The sequence below is a fragment of the Marinobacter sp. ST-43 genome (assembly GCF_030541085.1).
GTDB lineage: Bacteria > Pseudomonadota > Gammaproteobacteria > Pseudomonadales > Oleiphilaceae > Marinobacter > Marinobacter nauticus.
In genome coordinates this window covers 167,456-191,095 of sequence record NZ_JASSVO010000003.1, presented here as the reverse complement: position 1 = coordinate 191,095, position 23,640 = coordinate 167,456, and the positions used below count along the sequence as shown (strand labels likewise).

The 23,640-nt window shown below is 59.5% G+C and carries 19 protein-coding genes; 8 read left to right on the top strand and 11 right to left on the bottom strand.

The features are described 5' to 3' along the window. Positions 1-119: 119 nt before the first annotated feature. The 4 genes from QPL98_RS06895 to QPL98_RS06880 are packed head-to-tail and all read left to right on the top strand — an operon-like array spanning position 120 to position 2,956. A complete protein-coding gene (locus QPL98_RS06895) occupies positions 120-1,295 on the top strand; it encodes a hypothetical protein (protein WP_303292956.1) in 1,176 nt (391 codons plus the stop codon). Positions 1,296-1,347: 52 nt separating this feature from the next. Beyond that, positions 1,348-1,686 (top strand): hypothetical protein, encoded by a 339-nt coding sequence (locus QPL98_RS06890; RefSeq protein ID WP_011786875.1) that lies wholly within the window; start codon positions 1,348-1,350, stop codon positions 1,684-1,686. 15 nt (positions 1,687-1,701) lie between these two features. After that, the gene (locus QPL98_RS06885; protein WP_303292955.1) at positions 1,702-2,487 is read left to right on the top strand and encodes a C39 family peptidase; all 786 of its coding nucleotides are present in this window, start codon (positions 1,702-1,704) and stop codon (positions 2,485-2,487) included. A 4-nt stretch (positions 2,488-2,491) separates the two neighbouring features. Beyond that, a complete protein-coding gene (locus QPL98_RS06880; RefSeq protein ID WP_303292954.1) occupies positions 2,492-2,956 on the top strand; it encodes a hypothetical protein in 465 nt (154 codons plus the stop codon). Between the two features lie 6 nt (positions 2,957-2,962). Here the strand turns inward: QPL98_RS06880 and QPL98_RS06875 are convergent, their stop codons facing one another. Both QPL98_RS06875 and QPL98_RS06870 read right to left on the bottom strand, forming a co-directional pair. Then, on the bottom strand, positions 2,963-4,024 hold the full coding sequence (locus QPL98_RS06875) for a transporter (protein WP_303292953.1): 1,062 nt from the start codon (positions 4,022-4,024) through the stop codon (positions 2,963-2,965). Further along, positions 4,021-5,403 carry a sigma-54 dependent transcriptional regulator gene (locus QPL98_RS06870; protein ID WP_303292952.1) on the bottom strand — a complete coding sequence of 461 codons (1,383 nt, stop codon included), beginning with the start codon at positions 5,401-5,403 and terminating at the stop codon, positions 4,021-4,023. The genes QPL98_RS06875 and QPL98_RS06870 overlap by 4 nt, the downstream gene beginning before the upstream one ends. A 261-nt stretch (positions 5,404-5,664) precedes the next feature. Between QPL98_RS06870 and QPL98_RS06865 the strand changes: the two genes are divergently transcribed. Next, a complete protein-coding gene (locus tag QPL98_RS06865; RefSeq protein ID WP_303292951.1) occupies positions 5,665-7,479 on the top strand; it encodes an SLC13 family permease in 1,815 nt (604 codons plus the stop codon). A gap of 7 nt (positions 7,480-7,486) precedes the next feature. Here the strand turns inward: QPL98_RS06865 and QPL98_RS06860 are convergent, their stop codons facing one another. Then, entirely contained in the window at positions 7,487-8,095 is a 609-nt protein-coding gene (locus QPL98_RS06860; protein ID WP_014422725.1) for a TetR family transcriptional regulator, read from the bottom strand. Positions 8,096-8,315: 220 nt separating this feature from the next. On the opposite strand from QPL98_RS06860, the gene QPL98_RS06855 reads away from it, so the two are divergent. From QPL98_RS06855 to senA, 3 genes are all read left to right on the top strand, one after another. Beyond that, positions 8,316-9,491 carry an efflux RND transporter periplasmic adaptor subunit gene (locus tag QPL98_RS06855; protein ID WP_022993105.1) on the top strand — a complete coding sequence of 392 codons (1,176 nt, stop codon included), beginning with the start codon at positions 8,316-8,318 and terminating at the stop codon, positions 9,489-9,491. Further along, positions 9,491-12,601: an efflux RND transporter permease subunit gene (locus QPL98_RS06850; protein ID WP_303292950.1), complete on the top strand. Its 3,111-nt coding sequence runs from the start codon at positions 9,491-9,493 to the stop codon at positions 12,599-12,601. Before QPL98_RS06855 ends, QPL98_RS06850 begins: the two co-directional genes overlap by 1 nt. A 295-nt stretch (positions 12,602-12,896) precedes the next feature. Continuing rightward, positions 12,897-14,231 (top strand): selenoneine synthase SenA, encoded by a 1,335-nt coding sequence (senA, locus tag QPL98_RS06845; protein WP_288589560.1) that lies wholly within the window; start codon positions 12,897-12,899, stop codon positions 14,229-14,231. On the opposite strand, the gene QPL98_RS06840 is transcribed toward senA, so the two are convergent. The 8 genes from QPL98_RS06840 to prmA all read right to left on the bottom strand — a co-directional run bounded on the left by QPL98_RS06840 (position 14,201) and on the right by prmA (position 23,640). Continuing rightward, positions 14,201-15,772, bottom strand: coding sequence for a cation:proton antiporter family protein (locus QPL98_RS06840; RefSeq protein ID WP_286714496.1), 1,572 nt, complete (start codon positions 15,770-15,772; stop codon positions 14,201-14,203). The genes senA and QPL98_RS06840 overlap by 31 nt on opposite strands. 78 nt (positions 15,773-15,850) lie before the next feature. Further along, a complete protein-coding gene (locus QPL98_RS06835; protein WP_199454041.1) occupies positions 15,851-16,786 on the bottom strand; it encodes an alpha/beta fold hydrolase in 936 nt (311 codons plus the stop codon). Between the two features lie 103 nt (positions 16,787-16,889). Then, entirely contained in the window at positions 16,890-18,176 is a 1,287-nt protein-coding gene (purD, locus tag QPL98_RS06830; RefSeq protein ID WP_303292949.1) for a phosphoribosylamine--glycine ligase, read from the bottom strand. Between the two features lie 22 nt (positions 18,177-18,198). After that, the gene (purH, locus tag QPL98_RS06825; RefSeq protein WP_303292948.1) at positions 18,199-19,779 is read right to left on the bottom strand and encodes a bifunctional phosphoribosylaminoimidazolecarboxamide formyltransferase/IMP cyclohydrolase; all 1,581 of its coding nucleotides are present in this window, start codon (positions 19,777-19,779) and stop codon (positions 18,199-18,201) included. A gap of 104 nt (positions 19,780-19,883) precedes the next feature. Continuing rightward, positions 19,884-20,201 carry a DNA-binding transcriptional regulator Fis gene (gene fis / locus QPL98_RS06820; protein WP_011786861.1) on the bottom strand — a complete coding sequence of 106 codons (318 nt, stop codon included), beginning with the start codon at positions 20,199-20,201 and terminating at the stop codon, positions 19,884-19,886. After that, a complete protein-coding gene (gene dusB / locus QPL98_RS06815; protein WP_228285643.1) occupies positions 20,198-21,193 on the bottom strand; it encodes a tRNA dihydrouridine synthase DusB in 996 nt (331 codons plus the stop codon). The genes fis and dusB overlap by 4 nt, the downstream gene beginning before the upstream one ends. Positions 21,194-21,404: 211 nt before the next feature. Further along, entirely contained in the window at positions 21,405-22,670 is a 1,266-nt protein-coding gene (locus QPL98_RS06810; RefSeq protein WP_199454049.1) for a DUF3426 domain-containing protein, read from the bottom strand. 73 nt (positions 22,671-22,743) lie between these two features. After that, entirely contained in the window at positions 22,744-23,640 is an 897-nt protein-coding gene (prmA, locus tag QPL98_RS06805) for a 50S ribosomal protein L11 methyltransferase (protein ID WP_022993098.1), read from the bottom strand.

Genomic DNA, 23,640 nt, shown 5'->3' with positions numbered 1-23,640 from the left:
TTGGCTTCTGGCACGGGAATCGCTCTTGTCTCCGGGCGGGTCTGGACCTTGGCTTACCCGAATGCTGGCGGGTTGGGTTGGACCCCTTTAAGCCAATACCATCAAAAGGACATGACATCATGAATACCAAGAAAAATCTGCTAGCCGCTGCCATCGCCATGAGCATGGGTATTTCCGGATTTGCACTGGCTGACCAGGGTGGGGACGGTGACCCCAACAACAATGCCAATGACAATTCCGCTGCCAATACCAACTATTCCGGTAACGCGGATTCTGGCAACGACAACTCCACCAACAACTCCGATAACTCGGACAGCTCCGATAACTCCAACAATTCAGACAACAGCACCGATGTGGCGGACTCTTTCAAGATCGCCGACAGCGGAAACAACATGTCTGATAACTCGAATAATTCGGACAACTCCAATAACTCCGATAATTCGAACAACTCGGATAATTCCGATAATTCGGACAGCAGCACCAACGTGAACGACGCCTTCAAGATTGCCGACAGCGGCAATACCGATGCGTCTGACAACTCCGATAATTCGGATAACTCGGATAATTCCGACAGTTCGGATAACAGCACCAGTGTCAACGACGCCTTCAAGATTGCCGACAGTGGCAATACTGATGCATCAGACAACTCCGATAACTCGGATAACTCTGACAACAGCACCAGTGTCAACGACTCCTTCAAGGTTGCTGATAGTGGCAATGACATGTCCGACAACTCGGATAACTCCGATAATTCGGACAACTCAGATAACTCTGACAACTCCGATAACAGCACCAACGTGAACGATGCCTTCAAGATTGCCGACAGCGGCAACACCGATGCATCGGACAACTCGGATAATTCCGACAATTCGGACAACTCAGATAACTCTGACAACTCCGATAATTCCGACAACAGCACCAACGTAAACGATTCGTTCAAGATCGCGGACAGTGGCAACAGTGACAGTTCTGATAACTCCACCAATGCCACCGATTCCTACAACAGTGACAGCAGTGACAACTCAGACAACAGCACCACCACGCTGAACCTGTCGTTGGAAGTGTTCATGAACGATGCAGAGCTTAATGGCTCGGTCTCTGGCACCAATGTCACCTATGGCAGCGCCAACGGTGAAGGTTCCTACGTGGATACCCGCACTGGTAACGAGATCAGTGGTGGCTCCGCTAACTTCACCGGGGTCGGGGCATTTGCCCAGAATGCCGGCGTTGGCAGCGTAACCCAGGCCAATGTAAGCGTAATGTCCAACCTGAGTACCGGTGGTGGCAGCAACTGAGACAGGTCGGGCTGCCCGGTCAGGGCAGCCCGGTTTAGTCGGGAGATGTGTCATGGCCAGATTCATCAACAGGATGCTGATGGCTGCGCTGGTGTCTGTGGCGTCTGCAAGCTGGGCCGGGGATTGGCCTGATGCGGAGCCAATGAGTGCTGATCAGTTGGAGGCTGCCAGCGGGCGACAGGGAATTCCGCTCCAGTGGCAACTCAATGAGTCAGAACAGAACGCTCTGGTCTCTGGCAATGTGTTGTCTGGCCCGGTCAAGACGGGAGACAACCGTATCAGTGATCAGGCTTTCGGCAACATGAGCGGCATTGCCACCGTCATCCAGAACACCGGCAACCAGGTGGTCATTCAGGACAGCACGCAAATCAATATTCTCATCAACCATTGAGGAGGGGCGGCCGCCATGGCTACCAATCGCATCGGGAACCGTCAGGGACGCAGCCGTCAGGCGCTGTCGGCAACTCCCGTAGCACCCAGGTGTGGCGGCCTTTCCCACTGGCCGCTTTTCAGGTGTTGTCTGGCCGGTGTGCTGGCCGGAATGTTGTCAACAGCCGGTCACGCCGGCACCGTGCTGGTTCCCGGGCCTGCCGGGGATGTTCCGGTGTCTGTCACCAGTTTTCAGAATCAGCGATTTTCGGCCGTGTTCCAGCAGGAATACGATTTCAGCTGTGGCTCGGCGGCACTGGCATCGCTGTTGTCTTTTCACTACGGTGATGAGGTCAGTGAGCAGGAAGTGTTTGAAGGCATGTGGACTCTGGCGGATCAGGACAAAGTCCGTCAGCAGGGCTTTTCCATGCTGGATATGAAACGTTATCTGGAGTCAGAGGGTTATCTGGCGGACGGATTTCGCATGCCGCTGGCCGGTCTCAGGGACCAGGTTCGCGTGCCGGTGATTGCCCTGGTAACGCTGGGTGGCTACCGGCATTTTGTGGTGGTCAAGGGCATCAGTGATCAGGAAGTGCTGGTGGGCGATCCGGCCCGGGGGCTTAAAGCCTACAGTTGGGCAGAATTCCACGAGCATTGGGATGGCTCCGCCTTCGTGATACGCAGCCATCTCGATATGGGGCGAGCCAGTTTTCTGGACCGGGACGACTGGCCGGGTCTGGCCCGGGCGCCTCTGTTCAAGGGCCTCGGCTCGCCGGCACTGGGCCATACGCTGCCATACTGGCCCAGCACACAGGAGTGGTAAGGCCATGGTTAAACGATACGCTTTTCTGATCTCCCTGAGTCTGCTAGCCGGGCCGGTTCACGCTGATCTGCGGTTACCGGTCACCAGTCTGGCGGATGCCGAGCTGGATCAGCTCCGGGGCGGCTTTGTGATGAACAATCTGGAGATCTCCATCGGCCTTGAGCAGGTACTGGCCGTGAACGGTCAGACCCTGGTGGTGAACCGCCTGACCATTCCGAATCTGAATGATCCCATGGCCGCAGACAGACTCAGTACCCAGTTGGCATCCATTCAGGGAGCCTGGGAGAGCGGAGCAGGGCAACTGGCGCTTGATACCGCAGTGGCCGGCTCGGGCGGCTGGATGACGGTCATCCAGAACAGCCTGAACGGAACCACCATCCAGAACATCCGGCAACTGAATATTGAACTGAACAACCTCGGTGGCGCCTATCGGTTGCCTCGGGATTTCAGTCTGCCCATGTTGCCGTGATCAGCCTCAGAGATTGATCGGCAGCTTGAGGGTGATCTCGCTGTTTGGAGCATTGTCGGTGACTCCCACCGCCACGGTGAGGCTCATGGTGGTTGAGGGCGATAGCCGGTGCGACAGCCCAAAGGACAAGGACCCCACCTGAATTCGGTCGAAGTTGGACGAGAACAGGTCGTTGCCATGTTCAAAGGTGGTTTTGCGAATGACCGAATGATCGTAGCCCAGGCTGAACGAAGTGCGTTCGTTAAATGCAAAGCCCATTCCGAAGCCGAATCGCACCACGTCACCGGGGTCGACGGTGCCGCCGTTTTCAAAGCCCTGCTCTTCCTTGATGGTCCAGGCGTAGCTCAGGTTTCCGAACAGAACTGCCGGGTCGCTCGGGTAGATAAAGGAAAGTCCCGGTTCCACCGCCCAGAAGCCTGAACCGGTGGGGCGGTTGGCCAGCTCTACCCCGATGGGGTTGCCGCTGCTGTCGGTAATGATTCGCTGGTCGACATCGTAGGGGCCTTCGCCGGTGGGCGCCCGGGCCCGGAAAGTACCGATCAGATAAGGCCAGCCATCGAGGCCATCGTTGAGCTGGTAACGTATCGATAACTCGGCATCACCGATGCCATCACCGGACGATTCCCGGACGGTATCGACTGGCGTTCCCTGAAACACTTCCCGTTCCCGAAGGTCTTCCCGAATGCTCAGGTAGGGCACCCGCAGGCTGCCTTCCAGCCGGCTGGTGAAGCCGTATTTCAGGGACAGCGCGCTGACAAAGATATCGCGCTGGATCTCGGAGATATTGATCAAACCCACCAACAGGGCCGGAATGACTGTGTACCCCTCAACCGCCACGCGGGTGGCGTTACTGTGGGCATGGGAAAACGATGGCTCGATGGTAAATCGCCCGGGCCGGGTGACGATACCCCGGTCTGCGGTAATGGAGGCAATGGTAGTTGCGCTGTCCTGGGCCGCAGCTTCCCGCTGCTCGGCGGTGCCGGTGGTGCGTTCATCCGGGGCAGGGGGGGCGGCCAGGGCGAGCGGGGTGAGGCATAGGCTGAAGCTGAACAGGGCCAGACGTTTCATGACAGATCTCCATGATCGCGTTTCTTGGAAAGGCCGTGGTTCGATGGTGGTTGCAGCTGGTGTTTTTCCAGCAGTCGGTAAAACGAGACTCGGGAAATATTCAGAAGCCTCGCGGCCGCCGAGACGTTGTGATGCGTCAGGGCGAGGCTGGTCGCGATGGCCTCCTGGTCCGCCCGGGCTCTGTATGCCTCCAGGCTGAACTGATCGATGTGTGTGGGTAATTTGACCGGGGGCAAGCCCAGGTCTTCGGGCTGGATGCTTAATTGCCGGGCAAGCAGGACGGCTTGCCGAAGCCGGTTCTGCAGTTCCCGCAGATTACCCGGCCAGGAATGTGCGGCCATGGCCAGCAAGGTGGCGTTGCCAAGCCGGTAGTGTTCTCCCTCCGATGTGCCCAGGGCCCGTTGGGCCAGATATGGCAGGTCTTCCAGACGGTCTCTGAGCGGTGGCAGGGTTACCGTGAGGTTGCCAAGCCGATAGAACACGTCGCTTCTGAAGCTGCCCTCTGCGACTTTCTGGTCCAGTTGGGTATTACAGGTGGCGATCACCCGCACATCGACTTGCACGGCATGATTCGAGCCCACGGGTTCGATTGTGCCTTCCTCCAGGAAGCGCAGGATGGCAGATTGCTGCATAAGGCCAAGCTCATCGGCACCCAATAGCACCAGGGAGCCGCCGTTGGCGGCTTCGATACGGCCTTTTCTGGATTTCAGTGCGTGCGTGAAGGCACCGCGCTCATGGCCGAACAGTTCGCTCTGGGTCAGGGGCTCGGGTAGCGCGGCGCAGTTGATGACCGCTATGGGGCCATGGTGGCGCGGCGAGTGTTCATGGATAAACCGGGCTGCTGCCTCCTTGCCGGTGCCGTTTTCCCCGTAGACGATGACGGGTTCCTGAGTTGCGGCAAAGCGTCGCAACAGGCTGCGGGCCTGACGAATAGCCGGTGACGGACCATCCAGTACATAGTCCTGGTAACTGAGCAGTTCCGGGCCAGTCAGGTTCGCGCTCAGGGCGTGCATGCCCCACATATGGCCAAGGCTATTGATCAGTCGTTGATGATCCAGTGGAAGAGTGTGGTAATCCTGGCAGTAGTCGCGGATCAGGCGGCACACCATCGCGTTGTTCAGTTGCTGTCGCCCGACCACCGCCAACCAGGTGGTTACCGGTAGCATTTCCAGCCAGCCTTTGGTGTTTTCCAGGGTGGGTGGGCCCTGGTCGGCGAGAACACAGACCCCAACGGGTTTGCCCAGGTAGTCGGGCATTGGGAGCACGGGGGCATGCTGACTATTGATGACCGTCATCTGCCAGCCAGGAAGGTTGGGCAGCTGTGTGTTTTCAGCATCAGGGGCCGCCGACAACCAGACAAGCGGTCGTTTCTGTTCCATAGCTTTGCTCCGGCAAAGGGACTGAACAACCGACAACGCTGTATTCGAAAACGAGAGGGGACTGCTGCGGGAACTGCTATAGTCGACCACGACCCTGTGACCTGCCTGGGCTTCCATGCAGGTAATGTCTCAGCTGATCGATAGCAGGTTTTGCACCAGAATCGGGTAATCCCGTTAATACAGATGCTTGCTAATGGTTCCCGAGCTGGCGCGGGCTCGATCTGTAAAACTTATTGACGGTTATGGAGGAAGTCGAGGGGCATGGTAGCGGATCAATGGATTGTATTTGCCGTTCTGCTTGTCACCCTGGCAGCGTTTATCTGGAACCGGTTGCGGTTTGATGTTGTCGCCATGCTGGCGCTGCTGGCGGTTGCCATTGCGGGACTGGTGCCGGTTGACAGTGTATTCGCCGGTTTCGGGCACCCGGCCGTGATTACGGTGGCGGCGGTGCTGGTTATCAGCCAGGGGCTGGTTAACGGTGGTGTGGTAGACGAGGTGGCGCGGCTGCTGGCCCGGGTGGGGAACAATGCCGTGATTCAGGTGCTGACCCTGACCCTCGTGGTGGCCGTGTGTTCGGCATTTATCAACAATGTGGGGGCACTGGCGCTTCTGATGCCGGTCGCCATCTGGATGTCCCGGGAAGCCGGGCGTTCGCCTTCACTGCTGCTCATGCCTCTGGCGTTCGGGTCGCTGCTGGGCGGCACCATTACGCTGATCGGTACCCCGCCCAACATCATCATTGCCAGCTATCGAGAGGCGGGCACCTTCGGGCTATTTGACTTTGCGCCGGTGGGGCTGGCCATTAGCCTGGCGGGTATCGTCTTTATCGGATTGATCGGCTGGCGTCTGACACCGAAACGGGAGGACCCGGCCGCCGGCGAGAAACTGTTCAGCGTGGGCGATTACCTGACGGAGCTGAAACTGACCGAAGGTTCTGACTATGCCGGTAGCACCCTGCACAACCTGCTGACGGCCGGAGACAGCCAGAACAATCTGGTGGTCTTGTCGTTGATCCGCGATGACAAAACAACGCCGGCGCCCTCAACCTTTACCATTCTGCGTGAAAACGATGTCCTGCTGGTGGAAGCCGATACCGAGAGTCTGGGCGAGTTTCTGGAGATCACCGGTCTGACGTTGGCTTCGGGCGCGCCGAACGAGGAAGAAAAGGATGGCACCGGAGGCAAAGGGCGTCGGCAACAGGCGGAGGATGAGCTGGTTGCCGGCGATGCCCGCTTGATCGAGGCGGTTGTGACGCCCGGTTCACAGCTGGTCGGCCGTACCGCAAACCGTCTGAATCTTCGGGAGCGCTACAGTGTCAACGTCGTGGCCGTCGCCCGGCAGGGCCACCGTCTCAAACAGCGGCTGGCGGATATCCGTTTTCGTTCCGGTGATATCCTGCTGGTGCAGGGCTTCGAGGAGACGCTTCCGGCTAATCTGAGGACGCTGGGCTGTCTGCCGCTGGCTGAACGGGGGCTGGCGTTTGGCCGGGAGAAACGCCTCGGACTGGCCGGTGGGCTGTTTGCCGTTGCCATCCTCGTTATTATCGCCGGCTGGGTGACGCCTCCCGTTGCGCTGGTGGCGTGTGCGGTCGCCATGGTGCTGGCCGGACTGCTGGAAGCCAGTGATGCCTACAAGGCCATCGACTGGTCGGTGGTGGTATTGCTGGCGGCGATGATTCCGGTGGGGCAGGCCCTGGAGACCACCGGCGGCGCCGATCTTATCGCCCGTCAGATTCTGGCCATCGGTGAGGGACAGGCGCCCTGGCTGGTGCTGTCGATTATTCTGATTGGCACCATGTTGTTATCCAATGTGGTGAACAATGCCGCGGCGGCCATTCTGGTCGCACCCATTGCCCTGGGTGTTGCTGGTCAGTTGGGGCTGTCGTCGGACGCAACGCTGATGGCCGTCGCCATTGGCGCATCCTGCGCGTTTCTGACCCCGATAGGGCATCAATCCAATGCTCTGGTCATAGAACCCGCGGGTTACCGGTTCGGCGATTATTGGCGCCTGGGGTTGCCACTGTCTGTGGTGGTCACCGCCACGGCGGTGCCGGTTATTCTCTGGGTATGGGGCTGACTGGAGCTCAGGCTTCCGGCTCACCCAGCAGACCACTGAAAACGGTTTCCACCAGTATCGGTGCAACCTCGGCCAGCGGAAGGCGCTCAGGTTTGGCCAGCCAGTCGAAAAACAGTCCCAGCATCTGGGTATGCACCAGATAGCCCGCCAGTTCCGGGCTCAGGCCCGGACGCAGTTTTTTCGCGTTTTCAGGACTGCGGAAAATGTCGGTCACAAAGGCAATTCCCTCTTCCGCGAGCTCCCGGTGTTTGTTCAGCGCCTGATCAGATTCGTTGCGGTGGAAGAGGATGTAGTACACCCGGAAGTACTGTTCGTCTTCGGCCAGCTTGCTGAGAGCGATAACGCAGAGATGCTTCAGGTTGGTCAGGCTGTCCTGGCTGATGGCCGCTTCATCGAGCATTTCGCCGAGCGGCGCGCGAACCCGCTCCAGCATGGCATCCAAGATGTCCTGCTTGTTGCGGAAGTGCCAGTAGACCGCGCCCCGGGTTACACCGGCGGTACGGGCAATTTCTTCCAGCGATGCCCGGGCAACGCCTTTCTCCATGAACATGCTCTCGGCGGCATCGAGCAGGGATTCGCGGGTGGCTTCCGCCTCGGCTTTTGTCTTTCTCGCCATGATGAAGTCTTCCGGTGGTGTGTTGCGCCGGCTTTGTCCCGGCCCGTCAGGGTATGAACCGCTTGCGGGAACTACGTAAGTATACCTGAAGACAGTTTACATACATACACGGATGAATGTATCTTGCCTGATCTTACCGATTGCCACTCCGGGCTGGCTGGCCCGGACACATTTACATAATTGATGACACGATCTGTTTCGGTGTTCAGGAGAGCGCGCCATGCCCGTTGAAATGTCTCATCGCCCTAACGCCCGCAAGGGGCTGCTTTTTGCTGGTTTGTCGACACTGCTGATGCTAACGGGGTGCAGCGGTCAGGATGGTGAAGGCCAGCAGGCCGGCGCGGGCGGGATGCCTCCGGCGGCGGTTGTGGTGCAACAGGCGACGCTGGCCGATGTCACGGTGAGGCAGGATTACGCCGGCCGTGCCCGGGGTGCCCGGGAGGTGGAAGTCCGGGCTCGCATCAGCGGCATTCTGGAACAGCGGCTATACGAAGAAGGCCAGATGGTGCGGGAAGGTGATGCCTTGTTCCGCATAGATCGCAAGCCCGCAGCGGCGGCACTGCAGCGAGCCCGGGCCCAGCGCCAGGTTGCCGAAGCGGATGTTCAGCAAGCGGAGCGGGAATGGAACCGTATTTCCTCCTTGTTTGAGCGTAACGCCGTCAGTGAACGGGATCGGGATTCAGCCCAGTCTGCACTGGAACTGGCCCGGGCCAACCTGGCGGTGGCCAATGCCGGCGTGGCCCAGGCTGAACTGGATCTCGGCTACACCGATGTCACGGCGCCAATCAGCGGCGTGACCAGTCTGGAGGATTTTCCGGAGGGTAGCCTGATCGATACCGGCACCCTGCTGACCACTATTGTTCAGCTCGATCCCGTTCACGTTCGCTTTGCGCTGCCGGAAAACGACGCCAACATTCGCCGTGCTGCCCGTGAGGGCATGGTAAGAACAGATCAGGAACAGAATGTCTCGGCGCGCCTGGTTCTGGCGGACGGCAGCGAATACGACCTGGATGGACGCATCGACTTTACCGCTTCAACCCTCGACCCCCGCACCGGCACGGTGTCCGCCCGAGCTGTGTTCCCGAATCCGGAGCAAGTGATTGTACCGGGACAGTTTGTCCGGGTGCGGGTGGAACTGCAGAGTTTTGACGATGTGATAACGGTGCCTGAGAGGGCGGTAACCCAGGGGCAGAATGGCCCTGTGGTCTATGTGGTTGATGACGACAGCAAAGCCCGGGTCCGGGAGGTGGAGCTTGGGCCGGTGAGTGATGGCCGGCAGATCCTCCTGAGCGGCCTGGATGAGGGTGATCGTTATATTGTCAGTGGCCTGGTGAACCTCCGTGATGGCGCCGCCGTTAACGTCACCAATCCGGATAGCCCGGAGGAGGCCAACTGATGCTGAGAACATTCATCGACCGGCCGATTTTCGCCTCGGTTATCTCGATCATCATTACCCTCGGTGGTGCGCTGGCCCTGCTGGGTTTGCCGGTAGAACAGTACCCCAACGTGGTGCCGCCTCAGGTGGTGGTGGACGGCCGCTTCCCGGGAGCCAGTGCAGATGTGATTTCCGATTCGGTGGTGGCACCGCTTGAGCAGGAAATCAACGGCGTGGACGACATGATCTACATGGAGTCCAGTGCGACCGACTCCGGCAGCTTTCGAGTGACGGTGTCGTTTGAAATCGGCACCGATCCGGACCAGGCTACGATCAACGTCAACAACCGTGTGCAGCAGGCTTTGGCCCGGTTGCCCCAGACCGTCCGGGACCAGGGTCTGAAGGTGGAATCCCGTTCCACCTCAATCCTGCAGGTGATTACCCTGTCCTCACCGGACAACTCCATGGACGTGGTGGAGATTTCCAACTACGCGCTGCTGAACGTGCTGGATGAGCTGGTACGCCTGCCCGGCATCGGGGACGCCTCGCTGTTTGGCGCCCAGGATTACTCCATGCGTATCTGGCTGCGCCCGGACAAACTGGCGCAGTTTGAGCTGACACCGGCGGATGTGGCTGGCGCCCTGCGGGCCCAGAATGCCCAGTTTGCCGCTGGCCGGATAGGGGCAGAGCCGGCGCCGGAAGGCCAGGCGTTCACCTTCAGCGTGTCCGCTCCGGGCCGGCTCACCAGCCCGGAAGAATTTGGCGAAGTGATTCTTCGCAGTGATGATCAGGGCGCGTCGTTGCGCCTGAAAGATGTGGCACGGATAGAGCTGGGCGCCCAGAACTATGATTTCGCCGCCATCTACAACGGCGGAGCCACGGTGCCGATGGGTGTGTATCTGCAGCCGGGCGCCAATGCGCTGGATGCTGCGGAAGCGGTGAACGAAGCCATGAAGGAAATTGCCGACCGTTTCCCGGAAGGCCTCGAATACAATGTACCCTACGACACCACCCGCTTCATTGATATCTCCATTCAGGAGGTGATCTCGACTTTCATCGTTGCGGTTCTGCTGGTGGTTGTGGTGACTTTCCTGTTCCTGCAGCATTTCAATGCCACGCTGATTCCATTGATCGCGATTCCGGTATCCCTGGTGGGCACGTTTGCCGGCATGCAGGCCATGGGGTTCTCGGTCAACCTGCTGACCCTGTTTGGCTTGATACTGGCCATCGGTGTGGTGGTGGATAACGCCATCATCATCATGGAGAACGCAGAACGGCTGATCAAGGAAGAGGGCATGTCGCCCTACAATGCCGCCGTGACCACGGTCAGCCAGGTATCCGGAGCCGTGGTGGCGTCCACCCTGGTGCTGGTGGCGGTGTTTGCACCGGTTGCGTTCCTGGGTGGGCTCAGTGGTGAACTCTATCGGCAGTTTGCTATCACCATTGCCGTATCTGTGGTGATCTCCGGTGTCGTCGCCCTGACGCTGACGCCTGCCATGTGCGCCCTGTTGCTCGGCCATGAAGGCAAACAGCTCACCGTATTCCGCTGGTTCGATGCCGGTTTCGACAAGCTCACCAACGGTTTTTCGGCGGTTGTGGACTGGCTACTGCGCCACGCCGTGATCGGCGTACTGCTGTTCGCAGCCATGATCGGTGGCACCGTTTTCCTGCTCAACAAGATGCCGTCCGGGCTGGTCCCCCAGGAGGACCAGGGCTTTGTGCTGACGGCTTATTCATTGCCGGCCACCTCATCTCTCAGCCGCACCGAAGCCACCCGGGACGAGCTGGCGCAGAACATGCTGCAGCTGCCTGAGGTGAAAGATGTCGTCGCCTTTGCCGGTTTTGACATTATTTCCAGTGCCTTGCGCACCAACAGCGGTGTCGCGTTCGTAACGCTGGAGGACTGGGCTGAGCGGGAAGACGAAGGCCAGGGCGCGGCCGATATTGCCAACAAGATTATGGGTATCGGGTTTGGTATGCCCGAAGCCTTTGTCATTGCCTTTACCCCGCCGCCGATCCAGGGGCTGTCGACCACCGGCGGTGTGGAAGGTTACATCCAGGCCCGTGGTGGCCGCACACCAGCCGAGATCAAGGCGATGGCGGACCGGTTCACTCAGGCTGCCAACCAGCGCCCGGAACTGACCAACGTCCGGGTGACCCTGGATACCGGCATTCCCCGCTATCAGGCGATTGTTGACCGGGAAAAAGCCCAGGCGGCAGGTGTGCCGGTTGATCAGATATTCACCACCATGCAGAGCACGTTTGGCGGCCTGTATGTGAACGACTTTACCCTGCAGGGGCGGAACTGGCAGGTGACACTGCAGTCTGAAGGCGAATTCCGAAGCCACCCGGATGACCTGCGCAAGGTGTTTGTGCGTTCCTCCTATGGGGAGATGATTCCCCTGAGCTCACTCGTGGAGCTGGAGCGGGTGAGCGGACCGGACATCCTGAACCGCTTTAACGTCTACCCCGCGGCCAAACTGCTTGCGGACCCGACGCCGGGCCACACCACGGGCGAAGCCCTGACCGCGCTGCAGGAAGTCGCCAATCAGCAGTTTGACCGAAACACGTTGCTGGGCTGGACCGGTGAAGCCTATCAGCTGCAGGACTCTGCGGACTCCGGCACCCTCGCCTTTGGCATGGGGCTGCTGCTGGTGTTTCTGATCCTCGCCGCCCAATACGAGCGCTGGGGTCTGCCGGTGGCAGTGGCTACCGCGGTGCCCTTCGGGGTATTCGGGGCGGCACTGGCCTCGCTGTTGCGTGGCTTCCCCAACGACATCTACTTCCAGGTAGGGTTGCTGGTGCTGATTGGCCTGGCGGCGAAAAACGCGATTCTGATCGTTGAGTTCGCCGCCCAGAACCGGCAAACGGGCATGAGTTCGTTCGAGGCCGCCAGCACCGCAGCCCGTCAGCGCTTCCGGGCGATCATGATGACCGCGCTGACGTTCATCGTGGGTTCCCTGCCGCTGGCATTCAGTACCGGCGCGGGTGCCGTGAGCCGGCAGGAAATCGGTACCGTGGTGGTTGGCGGCATGCTGGTGGCCAGTACCCTGGCCCTGTTCTTCGTGCCCTTGTTCTACAAGCTGATCGAAGACCTGGCGGACTGGCGGCGCAAACGCAAAGCCGCCTGATCGCAGTTTTTGCGCCCTGCTTGCCAACTGCGAGTGAGCTGAATCGGGGCAGGCTATCGTCGTCATAAAGAGATAACCGTCGTCGGTGACTACCGGCGGCGGTTTTTTGTTTGATACTCTCGTCTATCTAAGACGTATGAAGAGCAAGTTCCGAGAGGCTTTCCAAAAATTTGTGGAGCCATGGATGGCGGAACATAAGCGACACATGGATGTGCCGGCAGGAGCGCTTTTTGGAAAGCCTCTCGGAACTTGCTCCTGCACCGAGGTTTCAGGCTGAGAGAGATAAGGTCTAACCATGAACAAAAAAGAGCTTCTGGATGAACTGGAACAGGCTCGCGTCCGCACCGAGAGCCTGATTGTGTCGTTACCGGAAGACAAGCTCGAGGTCCCGTATCATCCGGGTGTGAATCCGCCACTCTGGGAAATGGGCCACTCAGCGTTTTTCTACGAGGTCTTTGTCTTCAACCTGTTGGACGGAACACCGAGCTACGATCCCTCCATGGATGACCTTTGGGATTCATTCCATGTCGATCACAAGGATCGCTGGCGCCGTGATCTGTTTCCCGGCCGGGAGGCCACGCTTCAGTATTTCAATACCATCTACGACCGGGTCGCGGAGCGGATTCAGTCCCGGGAGCTCACTGACCGGGAGCTGTACCTGTACCGCTACGCCATCTACCACCAGAACATGCACATCGAGTCGCTCATCTGGTGTCGGCAGACAGTCGGCTATCCGGCGCCTTTGGATTACAAAGGTGATCGGCCTGCTCCGGGCGAGTCGATCAGCGGTGATGCTCAGATCCCGGCCGGTCGCTGGGTTATTGGCATGCCCGGTGAGTCGCAACAGTACGCGACCGAAGACTTTGCCTTTGATGCCGAGAAGCCCCGTTTTGAGGTAGAGCTGCCGGCGTTTGCCATCAGTCGCACGCTGGTGAGCAACCGGGAATTCCAGGCGTTTGTAGACGATGATGGTTACAGGCGTCCCGAACTCTGGTCGTTCGGCGGCCGCAAGTGGCTGGAAACCGAGCAGGACGTCAGTCTGGTCCATGGGGTAAACGAGCCAATGATGCGGTTGCCCCGGCATCCGCTGTATTGGCGCTGGCATGACGAACAGTGGCAGGAGCGGGTGTTTGATCGCTGGCTGCCGTTGCAGCCAGACGCCCCGGTTAGCCATGTCAGCTACTGGGAGGCGGAAGCCTTCTGTACCTGGGCCGGGCGGCGGTTGCCGACCGAGTATGAATGGGACGTGGCGGCGCTGGGCAATAAACCCGGTGAGCCGTTCAGGCGTTTTCCGTGGGGTAATGAGTCACCGGATGCTGTGCGGGCGGATATGGATGCCCGGACCATGGCTCGCAACCCGGTGTCGGATTACCCGGCCGGCGATAGCCCGTTTGGCTGCCGGCAGATGGTGGGTTCGGTGTGGGAATGGACCAGCAACGAGTTCCTGCCCTATGACGGCTTCAAGGTAGATATGTACCCGTTCATGTCGACCCTGCAGTTTGCCACGCACAAAGTCACCAAGGGCGGCAGCTGTGCCACCTCATCCAACCTGATCCGTGGCACCTACCGGCAGGCGTATCTGCCGTTTCGCAGTGATGTTTACACCGGGTTCCGCACCTGCGCCGCCTGAATTCCTGATTTGTCCATAAGGTGACTTGCCAGGGCCACGCCGGTCTCACTCATCGTGAGGTAGGCATCATTGGCGCCGGCTTCGCGAATTTTTAAGGCTTCATCGGCATACATGGTGTGCGCCACGATATAGCCCTCGAAGCCGAGCTTGCGCAGCATCCGCGCGGCGATAAGCTTGCCTTCGATGTCACTCATTGCCAGTACCACCGAGTTGAGTTCCGGCATGTGCAGACCTTCCCAAAAGGTGGTGTCTTCGGCGTCTGCAAAGACGACATTGCGCCCATCTTTCTGGTGTTTCTCGGTTTTGGCAGGGTCTGAGTCGATCCCCATGATTCGCGTTTCATGGGGCGCAAGCCAATCGTAAGCCGCAGTGCCTGTTCGCCCCATGCCCATCACCAGAACCCGTGTAGTACCCAGCGAGATAGGTTGCTCATCAGGATGACGTTTCTGACTCTCGAAACGAACCAGCTTGTGGGCAACATGCTCGTAAATACTGTGGGAAAACCGGTTGAGCGGCGCCGAAAATACAAACGACAGGGAAACCGATATCGCCAGCGGAACCAGCCATTCTGGCAGGGCAACACTGGCGACAATGAGCCCGAATTCACTGTAGTTTGTGAGTGACAGCGAGGTGAGGAAGCTACTGCGAGCCCGCAGGCGGAAAGCCAGCAGCAGGAAGTAGAACAGGATGCCTTTGAGTGGCAAGAGCAAGGCTGCTACTGCCGCAAAGATCAGAGCCTGCTGGTCTGGCAGGCCGTCAATGCCGATCTGCAGGAAAAAACCGACCAGGAAGATTTCTTTCACGCTCCAAAGGGACTTGGCCAGTTCCTGGGAACGGGGGTGGTTGGCCAGCATGGCACCGAACACCAATGCACCCAATTCCGAGCTCAGACCCACGGCCTCAAACCCAAGGCCACCAACCACCAGGGCCAGCAGAAGCCCGAGCAGTACCAGCAGTTCGTCGTGCCCGCTGGCATCCAGCAGCCTGTAAAGCAGCGGCCGGAGCAACGGAAGGCCGAATACAATGACAGCCCATTCTGAGGGTGTTTTGCCGGCCGCGAGACTCATCACCACCAGTGCAATCAGATCCTGCATAATCAATATGCCAATAGCGACCCGGCCGTGGAAGGCTCTGAGTTCCCGTTTGCTTTCCAGTACCTTGGCGGCCAGTACGGTGCTGGAAAAGGACAGGGCGATCGCCAGCATCAGGGCCGTTGTCCAGTCCAGGTCAAAAAGCAGGTAGAGGCCGGGGGCAAACACCACACAGGTAATCGCGAAGTGGAGCAGACTGCCGCCGATGACTTCCGGGCTGACAATGGAGCGTAGCTTCAGCTTCAGGCCGACTGTAAACAAGAGCAGCAAAACGCCAAGATGAGCAATGTGGGCCAGTACATCGGTGGGCTCTGCAGTGATGCTGGTAGTTGCGCTGAGGCCGCTGAGCACAAAGCCGGCGGCCAGATAGCCAACCAGCGGAGGCAAACCGATTCCCTTGACGAGAAGGCCGATAACAAAGGCAAAACTTATCCAGATGGCTTCAGGCATGGGCGAATCTTCTGACGACGGAATCCAAAGCTCTGAAGCCTACCTTTTTTTCGGGCCTAGCTGTAGTGGCGAATGGTTTCAGGGCTGCCGGTCGGCAAGAAAGTCCCGGAACAAGGCTGCCGACTGCTCCGGCGCTTCCACCATTGGCGCGTGGCCGATCTCGTCTAGAATCGCCTTGCGCGCGTTCGGGATGGCCTCGACAAAGACATCGGCGTTGCGGTAGTCAATCACCCGGTCCAGCTTGCCCCAGACCACCAGAACCGGCGCCTGGATGTTGGTGATGGCGTTGCGGAAATCCGGCTCGAAGCCTGTGTCGCGGATGGCCCGGAAAATGACTTCGTTGACTTCCCGGTTGGCGATGGCCTTTTCTTCCATCACATCAAAGATCGGCCAGGGCACGAAAGGGCGTTTTTCCAGAGCGAAGTCCAGCAGGCGGTCGAAATCGCCTTCCCGTTTCGGGATGAGCGGGTTGTCGCCATCCATGACCAGGTCCACCAGCTCACTTTCATATTCGAAGATACCGGCAGGGTCGAACAGTACGGCTGTGTGAACCTGTTCTGGATGGGTGGCAGCGTAGAGGGCAGTGATGGCACCGCCCATGGAGTTGCCCATCATGTGGAAGCGTTCCACCCCGAGTTCCTTCAGTATCTGGTGGACGTAATCTACCTGATCCTCAAAACGGTAGCCGATGTCCAGGGGTTTACTGCTGTCGCCATGGCCTGGCAGATCGAGGGCATAGATGTTGAACTCACCCTGGAACTCTTTGGCCAGACGGGTCCAGTTATCCTTGTTGGCGCCGAAGCCGTGGATCAGAACCAGAGTGTCGCCATCGACCGGTTCTTCACTGCGAAGATAGGCAATGTCCAGATCGCCAACGGTGACCTGTGCGGCCTTCAGGCCGGCGCTTGAGCGTTCCCAGTCTATGGCGTTTTCGTAGATGCTCTGGCGGGAGCAGGCGCTGACCAGCAGGGTAACGGTCAGCAGCAGGAACAGCTTCAGGTGAGTACGGCGCACAGGGAACTCCTTTTCGTTATGACTATTATTGAATGCCAACACTAACCCATAAAAAAGCCCGGTCAATGACCGGGCTGACGCTGTTACTCGACGAGCCGGAGCCTCAGCTCTGCTCCCGGGCAATGGCCCGGTAGGCAATGTCGTTGCGGTAGAACATGCCGTTCCAGCTGATTTTCTTTGCCAGCTCATAGGCCCGTTGCTGGGCTTCGGTGACGGTGTTACCCAGAGCGGTAGCGCAGAGCACGCGGCCCCCGGCAGTGACTACGTCGTCGCCGTTGAGTTTGGTGCCGGCGTGGAAGACCTTCTCACCTTCTGTTTCGCCGTCCGGCAGGCCGGAGATGGCATCGCCCTTGTCGTAGCTGCCGGGATAGCCACCGGCAGCGAGTACGATGCCGACAGAGGCGCGTTCATCCCACTCGGAATCGCACGCGTCCAGCTTGCCATCCACGGCGGCCTGGCACAGTTCCAGCAGGTCGGACTTCATGCGCAGCATGATCGGCTGGGTTTCCGGATCGCCAAAGCGGCAGTTGAACTCAATGACCTTGGGTGCACCGCTGGTATCGATCATCAGGCCGGCGTACAGGAAACCCTTGTACGGGTGGCCTTCCGCCGCCATGCCGTTGACCGTGGGGTAGATCACCTCGTCCATGATCCGCTGGTGCACATCGGCAGTGACCACCGGGGCGGGAGAATAAGCTCCCATGCCACCGGTGTTGGGGCCGGTGTCGCCGTCGCCTACGCGCTTGTGGTCCTGGGACGTGGCCATGGCCAGTACGTTCTTGCCGTCGACCATCACGATGAAGGAGGCTTCTTCGCCGTCCAGAAACTCTTCCACCACCACGCGGCTGCCGGCATCGCCAAAGGCATTGCCCGCCAGCATATCGCGGATGGCATCTTCGGCTTCTTCCAGGGTCATGGCCACGATCACGCCTTTACCGGCAGCCAGGCCATCGGCCTTGACCACAATCGGCGCACCTTTTTCACGCACGTAGGCGAGGGCCTCGTCGACATCGGTGAAATTGGCGTAGTCGGCGGTGGGAATCTTCTGGCGGGCCAGGAAGTCCTTGGTGAAGGCCTTGGAGCCTTCCAGCTGGGCGGCGCCAGCGCTGGGACCGAAGATGCGCAGGCCGCGGGCTTCAAATTTGTCCACCACGCCGGCCACCAGCGGGGCTTCCGGGCCAACGATGGTCAGGCCTACGTTGTTCTGCTCGGCGAAGTTGGCCAGGCCGTCCAGGTCCATCACGTCCAGGTTGACGTTTTCCAGATTCGGTTCCCGGGCGGTGCCGGCGTTACCCGGGGCGACAAACACTTTATCCGCTTGCGGTGACTGGGCGGCTTTCCACGCCAGGGCGTGCTCACGTCCGCCACTGCCAATAACCAGAATGTTCATGTGTTACTCCTGAGTTCTTTGATCAGTGACGGAAATGGCGCATGCCGGTGAAGACCATGGCGATGCCATGCTCGTTGGCGGCATCGATCACTTCCTGGTCGCGCATGGAGCCGCCTGGCTGAATCACGGCGGTAATGCCGGCTTCGGCCGCGGCATCGATGCCGTCACGGAACGGGAAGAATGCATCCGAGGCCATGACGGAACCCTTCACTTCCAGGTTTTCGTCGGCGGCTTTGATGCCTGCAATCTTGGCGCTGTAGACGCGGCTCATCTGGCCGGCGCCGACGCCGATGGTGCGACCGGCTTTGGCATAGACAATAGCGTTGGATTTCACGTACTTGGCCACTTCCCAGGCGAACAGCAGGTCGTTCAGTTCCTGCTCGGTGGGCTGGCGTTCGGTGACCACTTTCACGTCTTCCATGGCCACCATGCCCAGGTCGCGATCCTGCACCAGCAGGCCGCCGGTGACGCGCTTGTAGTCCATGGTCTGGGCGCGTTCACCGTCGAATTCGCCGCAGGCCAGCAGGCGTACGTTCTTCTTGGCGGCAACAATCTCGACTGCTTCCGGCGCAACGCTCGGGGCGATAATCACTTCCACGAACTGGCGATCCACAATGGCCTTGGCGGTCGCCGCATCCAGTTCACGGTTGAAGGCGATGATGCCGCCAAAGGCCGACGTCGGGTCGGTGGCAAAGGCCAGGTCATAGGCCTGCAGTATGTCGGTACCGATGGCCACGCCACAGGGGTTGGCGTGCTTGACGATGACACAGGCCGGGTCTGCGAAGGGTTTCACACATTCCAGCGCCGCATCGGTGTCGGCGACGTTGTTGTAGCTCAGTTCCTTGCCCTGAAGCTGTTTGGCGGTGGCGATACAGGCTTCCTTCGGGTGGCGCTCGGCGTAGAAGGCAGCGCGCTGATGCGGGTTTTCGCCATAGCGCATATCCTGAACCTTCACGAACTGGGCGTTGAAGGTGCGGGGGAAGTCGGCGTTGTCGTTATCCGGGGTACGCCCGCCCAGATAGTTGGCAATGGCACCGTCGTAGCCGGCGGTGTGCTCGAAGGCTTTCACGGCCAGGTCGAAGCGGGTGCTGTAGGTCAGCTCGCCGTCGTTGTCCGCCAGTTCTTTCAGAACGCGGTTGTAGTCGGAGGCGTTCACGACAATGGCAACATCGTTGTGGTTCTTGGCGGCGGAACGAACCATGGTGGGGCCGCCGATGTCGATGTTTTCAATGGCGGTGGCCAGGTCGCAGTCCGGGTTGGCCACGGTGTCCTCGAACGGGTACAGGTTCACCACCACCATGTCGATGGGATTGATTCCGTGCTCAGCCATGACGGCATCGTCGGTGCCACGCCGGCCCAGAATGCCGCCGTGGATTTTCGGGTGCAGGGTTTTGACCCGGCCATCCATCATTTCCGGGAAACCGGTGTAATCGGACACTTCGGTGACCGGTACCTTGTTTTGCTTGAGCAGGCGGAAGGTTCCGCCGGTGGAGAGCAGCTCGACGCCGCGTTCGGTGAGGGCACGGCCGAAATCGACGATGCCGGTTTTATCACTCACGCTGATCAGGGCGCGACGGACGGGGGTGTTTGCCTGGTTTGCCATGGGTCACTTTCTTCGCTGGTCAGATAAGCCGGATTGTAAGCCTGGGTGCAAATAACAAGGGCCTCGCGAACGCATCCGGGAGGCCCTTGTGGGGTCAGGTCTGATTATAGCAGACCGTATTGCTTGAGTTTCTTGCGCAGGGTGCCGCGATTCAGCCCGAGCATGGTGGAGGCCTTGGTCTGGTTGTTGCGGGTGTATTTCATCACCTGCTCCAGCAGCGGGGCTTCCACTTCTGACAGTACCAGTTGGTACACGTCGGTAACCGGCGCGCCATCGAGTTGCTCAAAGTAGTTCTTCAGGGCAACTTCTACGCTGTCACGCAGAGTGACGCTGTTGCCGCTGTGGTTTACCGTGTGCAACTGATGCAGATCATCGTTGGCCGGGGTGCTTAGGGATTGATTTGCCAAAGTCTCAGCGGTCATGCTGCGAATACCTCTCCATTTCGTAAGCCTGCAAAATACTGTGCGATGCTGTCTTTCTGCTCCAGCGCATCATCGATGGCGTTGAAGCGTTGTCGGAACTGTTTGCTGTCATCATGGGACTGCAGATACCAGCCCACGTGTTTTCTGGCGATACGCACGCCCATCAATTCGCCGTAGAAACGGTGCAGTTCTTCCAGGTGCCCGGCCAGAATGCGCTCTACTTCATCCATGGGCGGTTGGGGCAAGTGTTCTCCGGTTTCCAGATAATGAAGAATCTCCCGGAAAATCCAGGGCCGGCCCTGGGCACCCCGGCCAATCAGCAAGCCGTCGGCACCGGTATGGCTGAGTACCTGCCTGGCCTTCTCCGGCGTGGTAATGTCGCCGTTGGCGAACACCGGTATGCCAACGCTGGCCTTGACCTCTGCGATGGTGTCGTACTCCGCGTCGCCGTTGTATTTGTCTGCGCGGGTACGGCCGTGTACGGCCAGAGCCTGAATGCCGGCATCTTCCGCCATCCTGGCGATGACCGGAGCATTGCGATTGTCTCTGTCCCAGCCGGTTCGCATTTTCAGGGTCACCGGCACATCCACCGCCTTCACCACGGCTTCCAGAATTTCCCGCACCAGCTTCTCGTCTTTCATCAGGGCCGAACCGGCGGCCTTGTTGCAGACTTTCTTGGCCGGACACCCCATGTTGATGTCGATGATCTGAGCACCGAATTCAGCGTTTTGCCGGGCTGCATCGGCCAGCATCTCGGGGTCGCCGCCGGCGATCTGGACCGATCTGGGTTCCGGTTCGCCTTCGTGATTCAGGCGAGTCCGGGATTTACGCGTATGCCAGAGCTTGCTGTCCGCTATGACCATTTCCGATATCGCCAGCCCGGCCCCCATTCGTCGGCATAAAAGCCGGAAAGGGCGATCGGTTACACCGGCCATGGGTGCAACAATCAGCGGGTTGGGCAGGGTGTACGGTCCGATTTTTGCCGTTGGCAGCATGATCTGAGTCCGTGTCACAGCGGGTTAAGCAAAATTCGGCTGGAGCGGTTGTTCAATTTCTGACCGCTCCGGTCTCCGAAGGGCGGTAATGATACCGCCGGGGGCAAGCTGATTGAAGGGGCGAAAGCGTTAAAAAATTGATTATTTTTCGCGCTTTCTGGTTGACTTTTGCGCTGTCAACTGTCGGCCCGAAGGCTATTGATTCGCATCAAGGCGCCCAGGGACGAAAGCTCAGGTTGTAATTGACGGCATCCCGTCCGGGGTCGCGTATCCGGATGGCGATCCGCACCGGCGTCTCTACCGGCATGCTGGCAAGTTCTGCGGCCTCACCGGCCAGGTACTCTTCTGGCGTAAAGGTGCTTTGGGCCACCACATCGCCATTGAGGTTGGAGAAGGTCAGAGCTATCGCTGGGAACGGCTGCTCAAAGCCGGCGCGGTTGAGAATCACGGCATCGACAATGAGTTGATCCCGGTTCTCCGGGTCGGTACGCACCACCAGTTTACGGCTCTGGATAGCCTCGACATTCACCAGGGGTTTGAGTTCGCATCCGGCAATCTCGCAGCCCTTCTCGTAGAACGGTCGGAGCTGGGGGATGGCAGAAAGCCGGTCAAACTGGTACCAGGTAACCTGGGCAATGAGTACGCCCAACAGGGACAGCACCGCCAGTGCCCAGAATACGGTTCTGAGCCGGCTTCCGCCGTTACCGACGGATACAGGATCCCGTCGCAGGTCATGGTAGAGGGTGTCTGGCGCCGCTTGCTTGCGGGTACGGCTGACAATCGGGTCGCCCACGCGATCGTCATCCGCCAGGCTGAGGTCCGTGATATCCGGTTCCGTGGACGGCTCCGCTGAAGAGGTCTCCTTGGCGGGTAGGGTTGTTTCATCGGACTCGCTGTCCTCACGGCGAAGCGGCTCCGGCCGTGTTTCGGCAGCAGGGGACGTCTGAAGCGATGCCTGTTCCGGTTCGGGCTGCGCCGGGGCAGGGCGCTGAGGCTTCGCTGATTCTGGCTGAGCCGATGGCTTCGCGGGCTCGTCGTCGTTGAGCATGGCTTCGGCCCAGCTCTCGTCGATATTCTGGTTTTCCGGCGTCAGGTCGTCGTCGCTGAAGCTGGATTCCTCGGGCTCGTCGAAATTGCGGAAGCTGTCGCTGAGCTCATCATCTGAGAACGTCAGTTTGCTGCCGGCATAGCGGCCTTCGGTGGCATCTTCCTCGGGGTTGTCCGCAAAGATCAGTTCCTCTTCATCGTCGAACCGGCCGGGCCTGGGTGCTCCGGTTTCAGAGCCAGATGATGAGGGCGACGGGCGGGCCCCGGCATTATCTTTGCCAGAGATCACCTGGTGTTCGACCGCATTGAAAATCTTCATGCAGTTCCCGCAGCGTACCTTGCCCCTGGCGACGCTCAGCTGTTCGTCTGTTACCCGGAAACGGGTCTCACAGTTGGGGCATTGGGTCTGCAGGCTGCTCTGGGTCATGCTTCGTTCCTGAAAGCTCGATCTCTGGTCGATCACTACGATGGAGGCAGTTTAGACATAAACGCCTGTGTCGTCATCCGTCCTTGCGCCGTCCTGTGAGGCGTATCCAGTCTTCTTTCTGTTCCGGTTCGTCCATGATGAACCAGGGCTCATAGGCTTCCATCACGTCACGGGCCTGATTGAACAGGATGCCGGACAGTACCAGATCCCCGCCGGGCCTGGTCAGTTCGGCCAGTCTCGGTGCCAGGCCGATCAGCGGCTGGGCAAGGATATTGGCCAACATGATATCGGCTCGGGTGTCCGGATCGTTGCCGGGCAGGTACAAATCCAGGCGGTTATCTTCAACGCCATTCCGGCGGGCGTTGTCACGGCTGGCTTCCAGGGCTTGGGGATCGGTATCCACGCCAACGACATGTTCTGCCCCCAGTAACAGGGCGGCCAGGCCCAGAATGCCGGAGCCACAACCGTAGTCGGTCACTTGCTTGCCCGCGACATCCTGGCCGTCAAGCCATTCCAGGCACAGCGCGGTGGTCGGGTGGGTGCCGGTGCCGAAAGCCAGGCCGGGGTCGAGCAACAGGTTGGCGGCGTCCGGATCTGGCGCCTCGTGCCAGCTGGGCACAATCCACAGGCGTTCACCGAACTGCAGCGGGTGGAAGTCGTCCATCCAGGCCCGCTCCCAGTCCTTGTCTTCCACCAGGGTAACGTCAATGTCGGCCAAAGACTGTTGGGTCTGCTGGTGCCAGGCGTCGCGAATCTCCGCCAGTAACTGTTCGATATTGCGATCAGACTGGAACAGGCCAGTGACGGTGGTCTGGCTCCAGAGGGGGGTGGTGCCCGGGTCGGGCTCGTACAGCGGCTGGTCGGCGGCGTCTTCCATGGAAACGGCATCGGCGCCCATTTCCATTAACAGATCTTCCAGCTGATCCGCAGTGTCCGGATCAGCTGGAATCTGGAGTTGTATCCAGGGCAT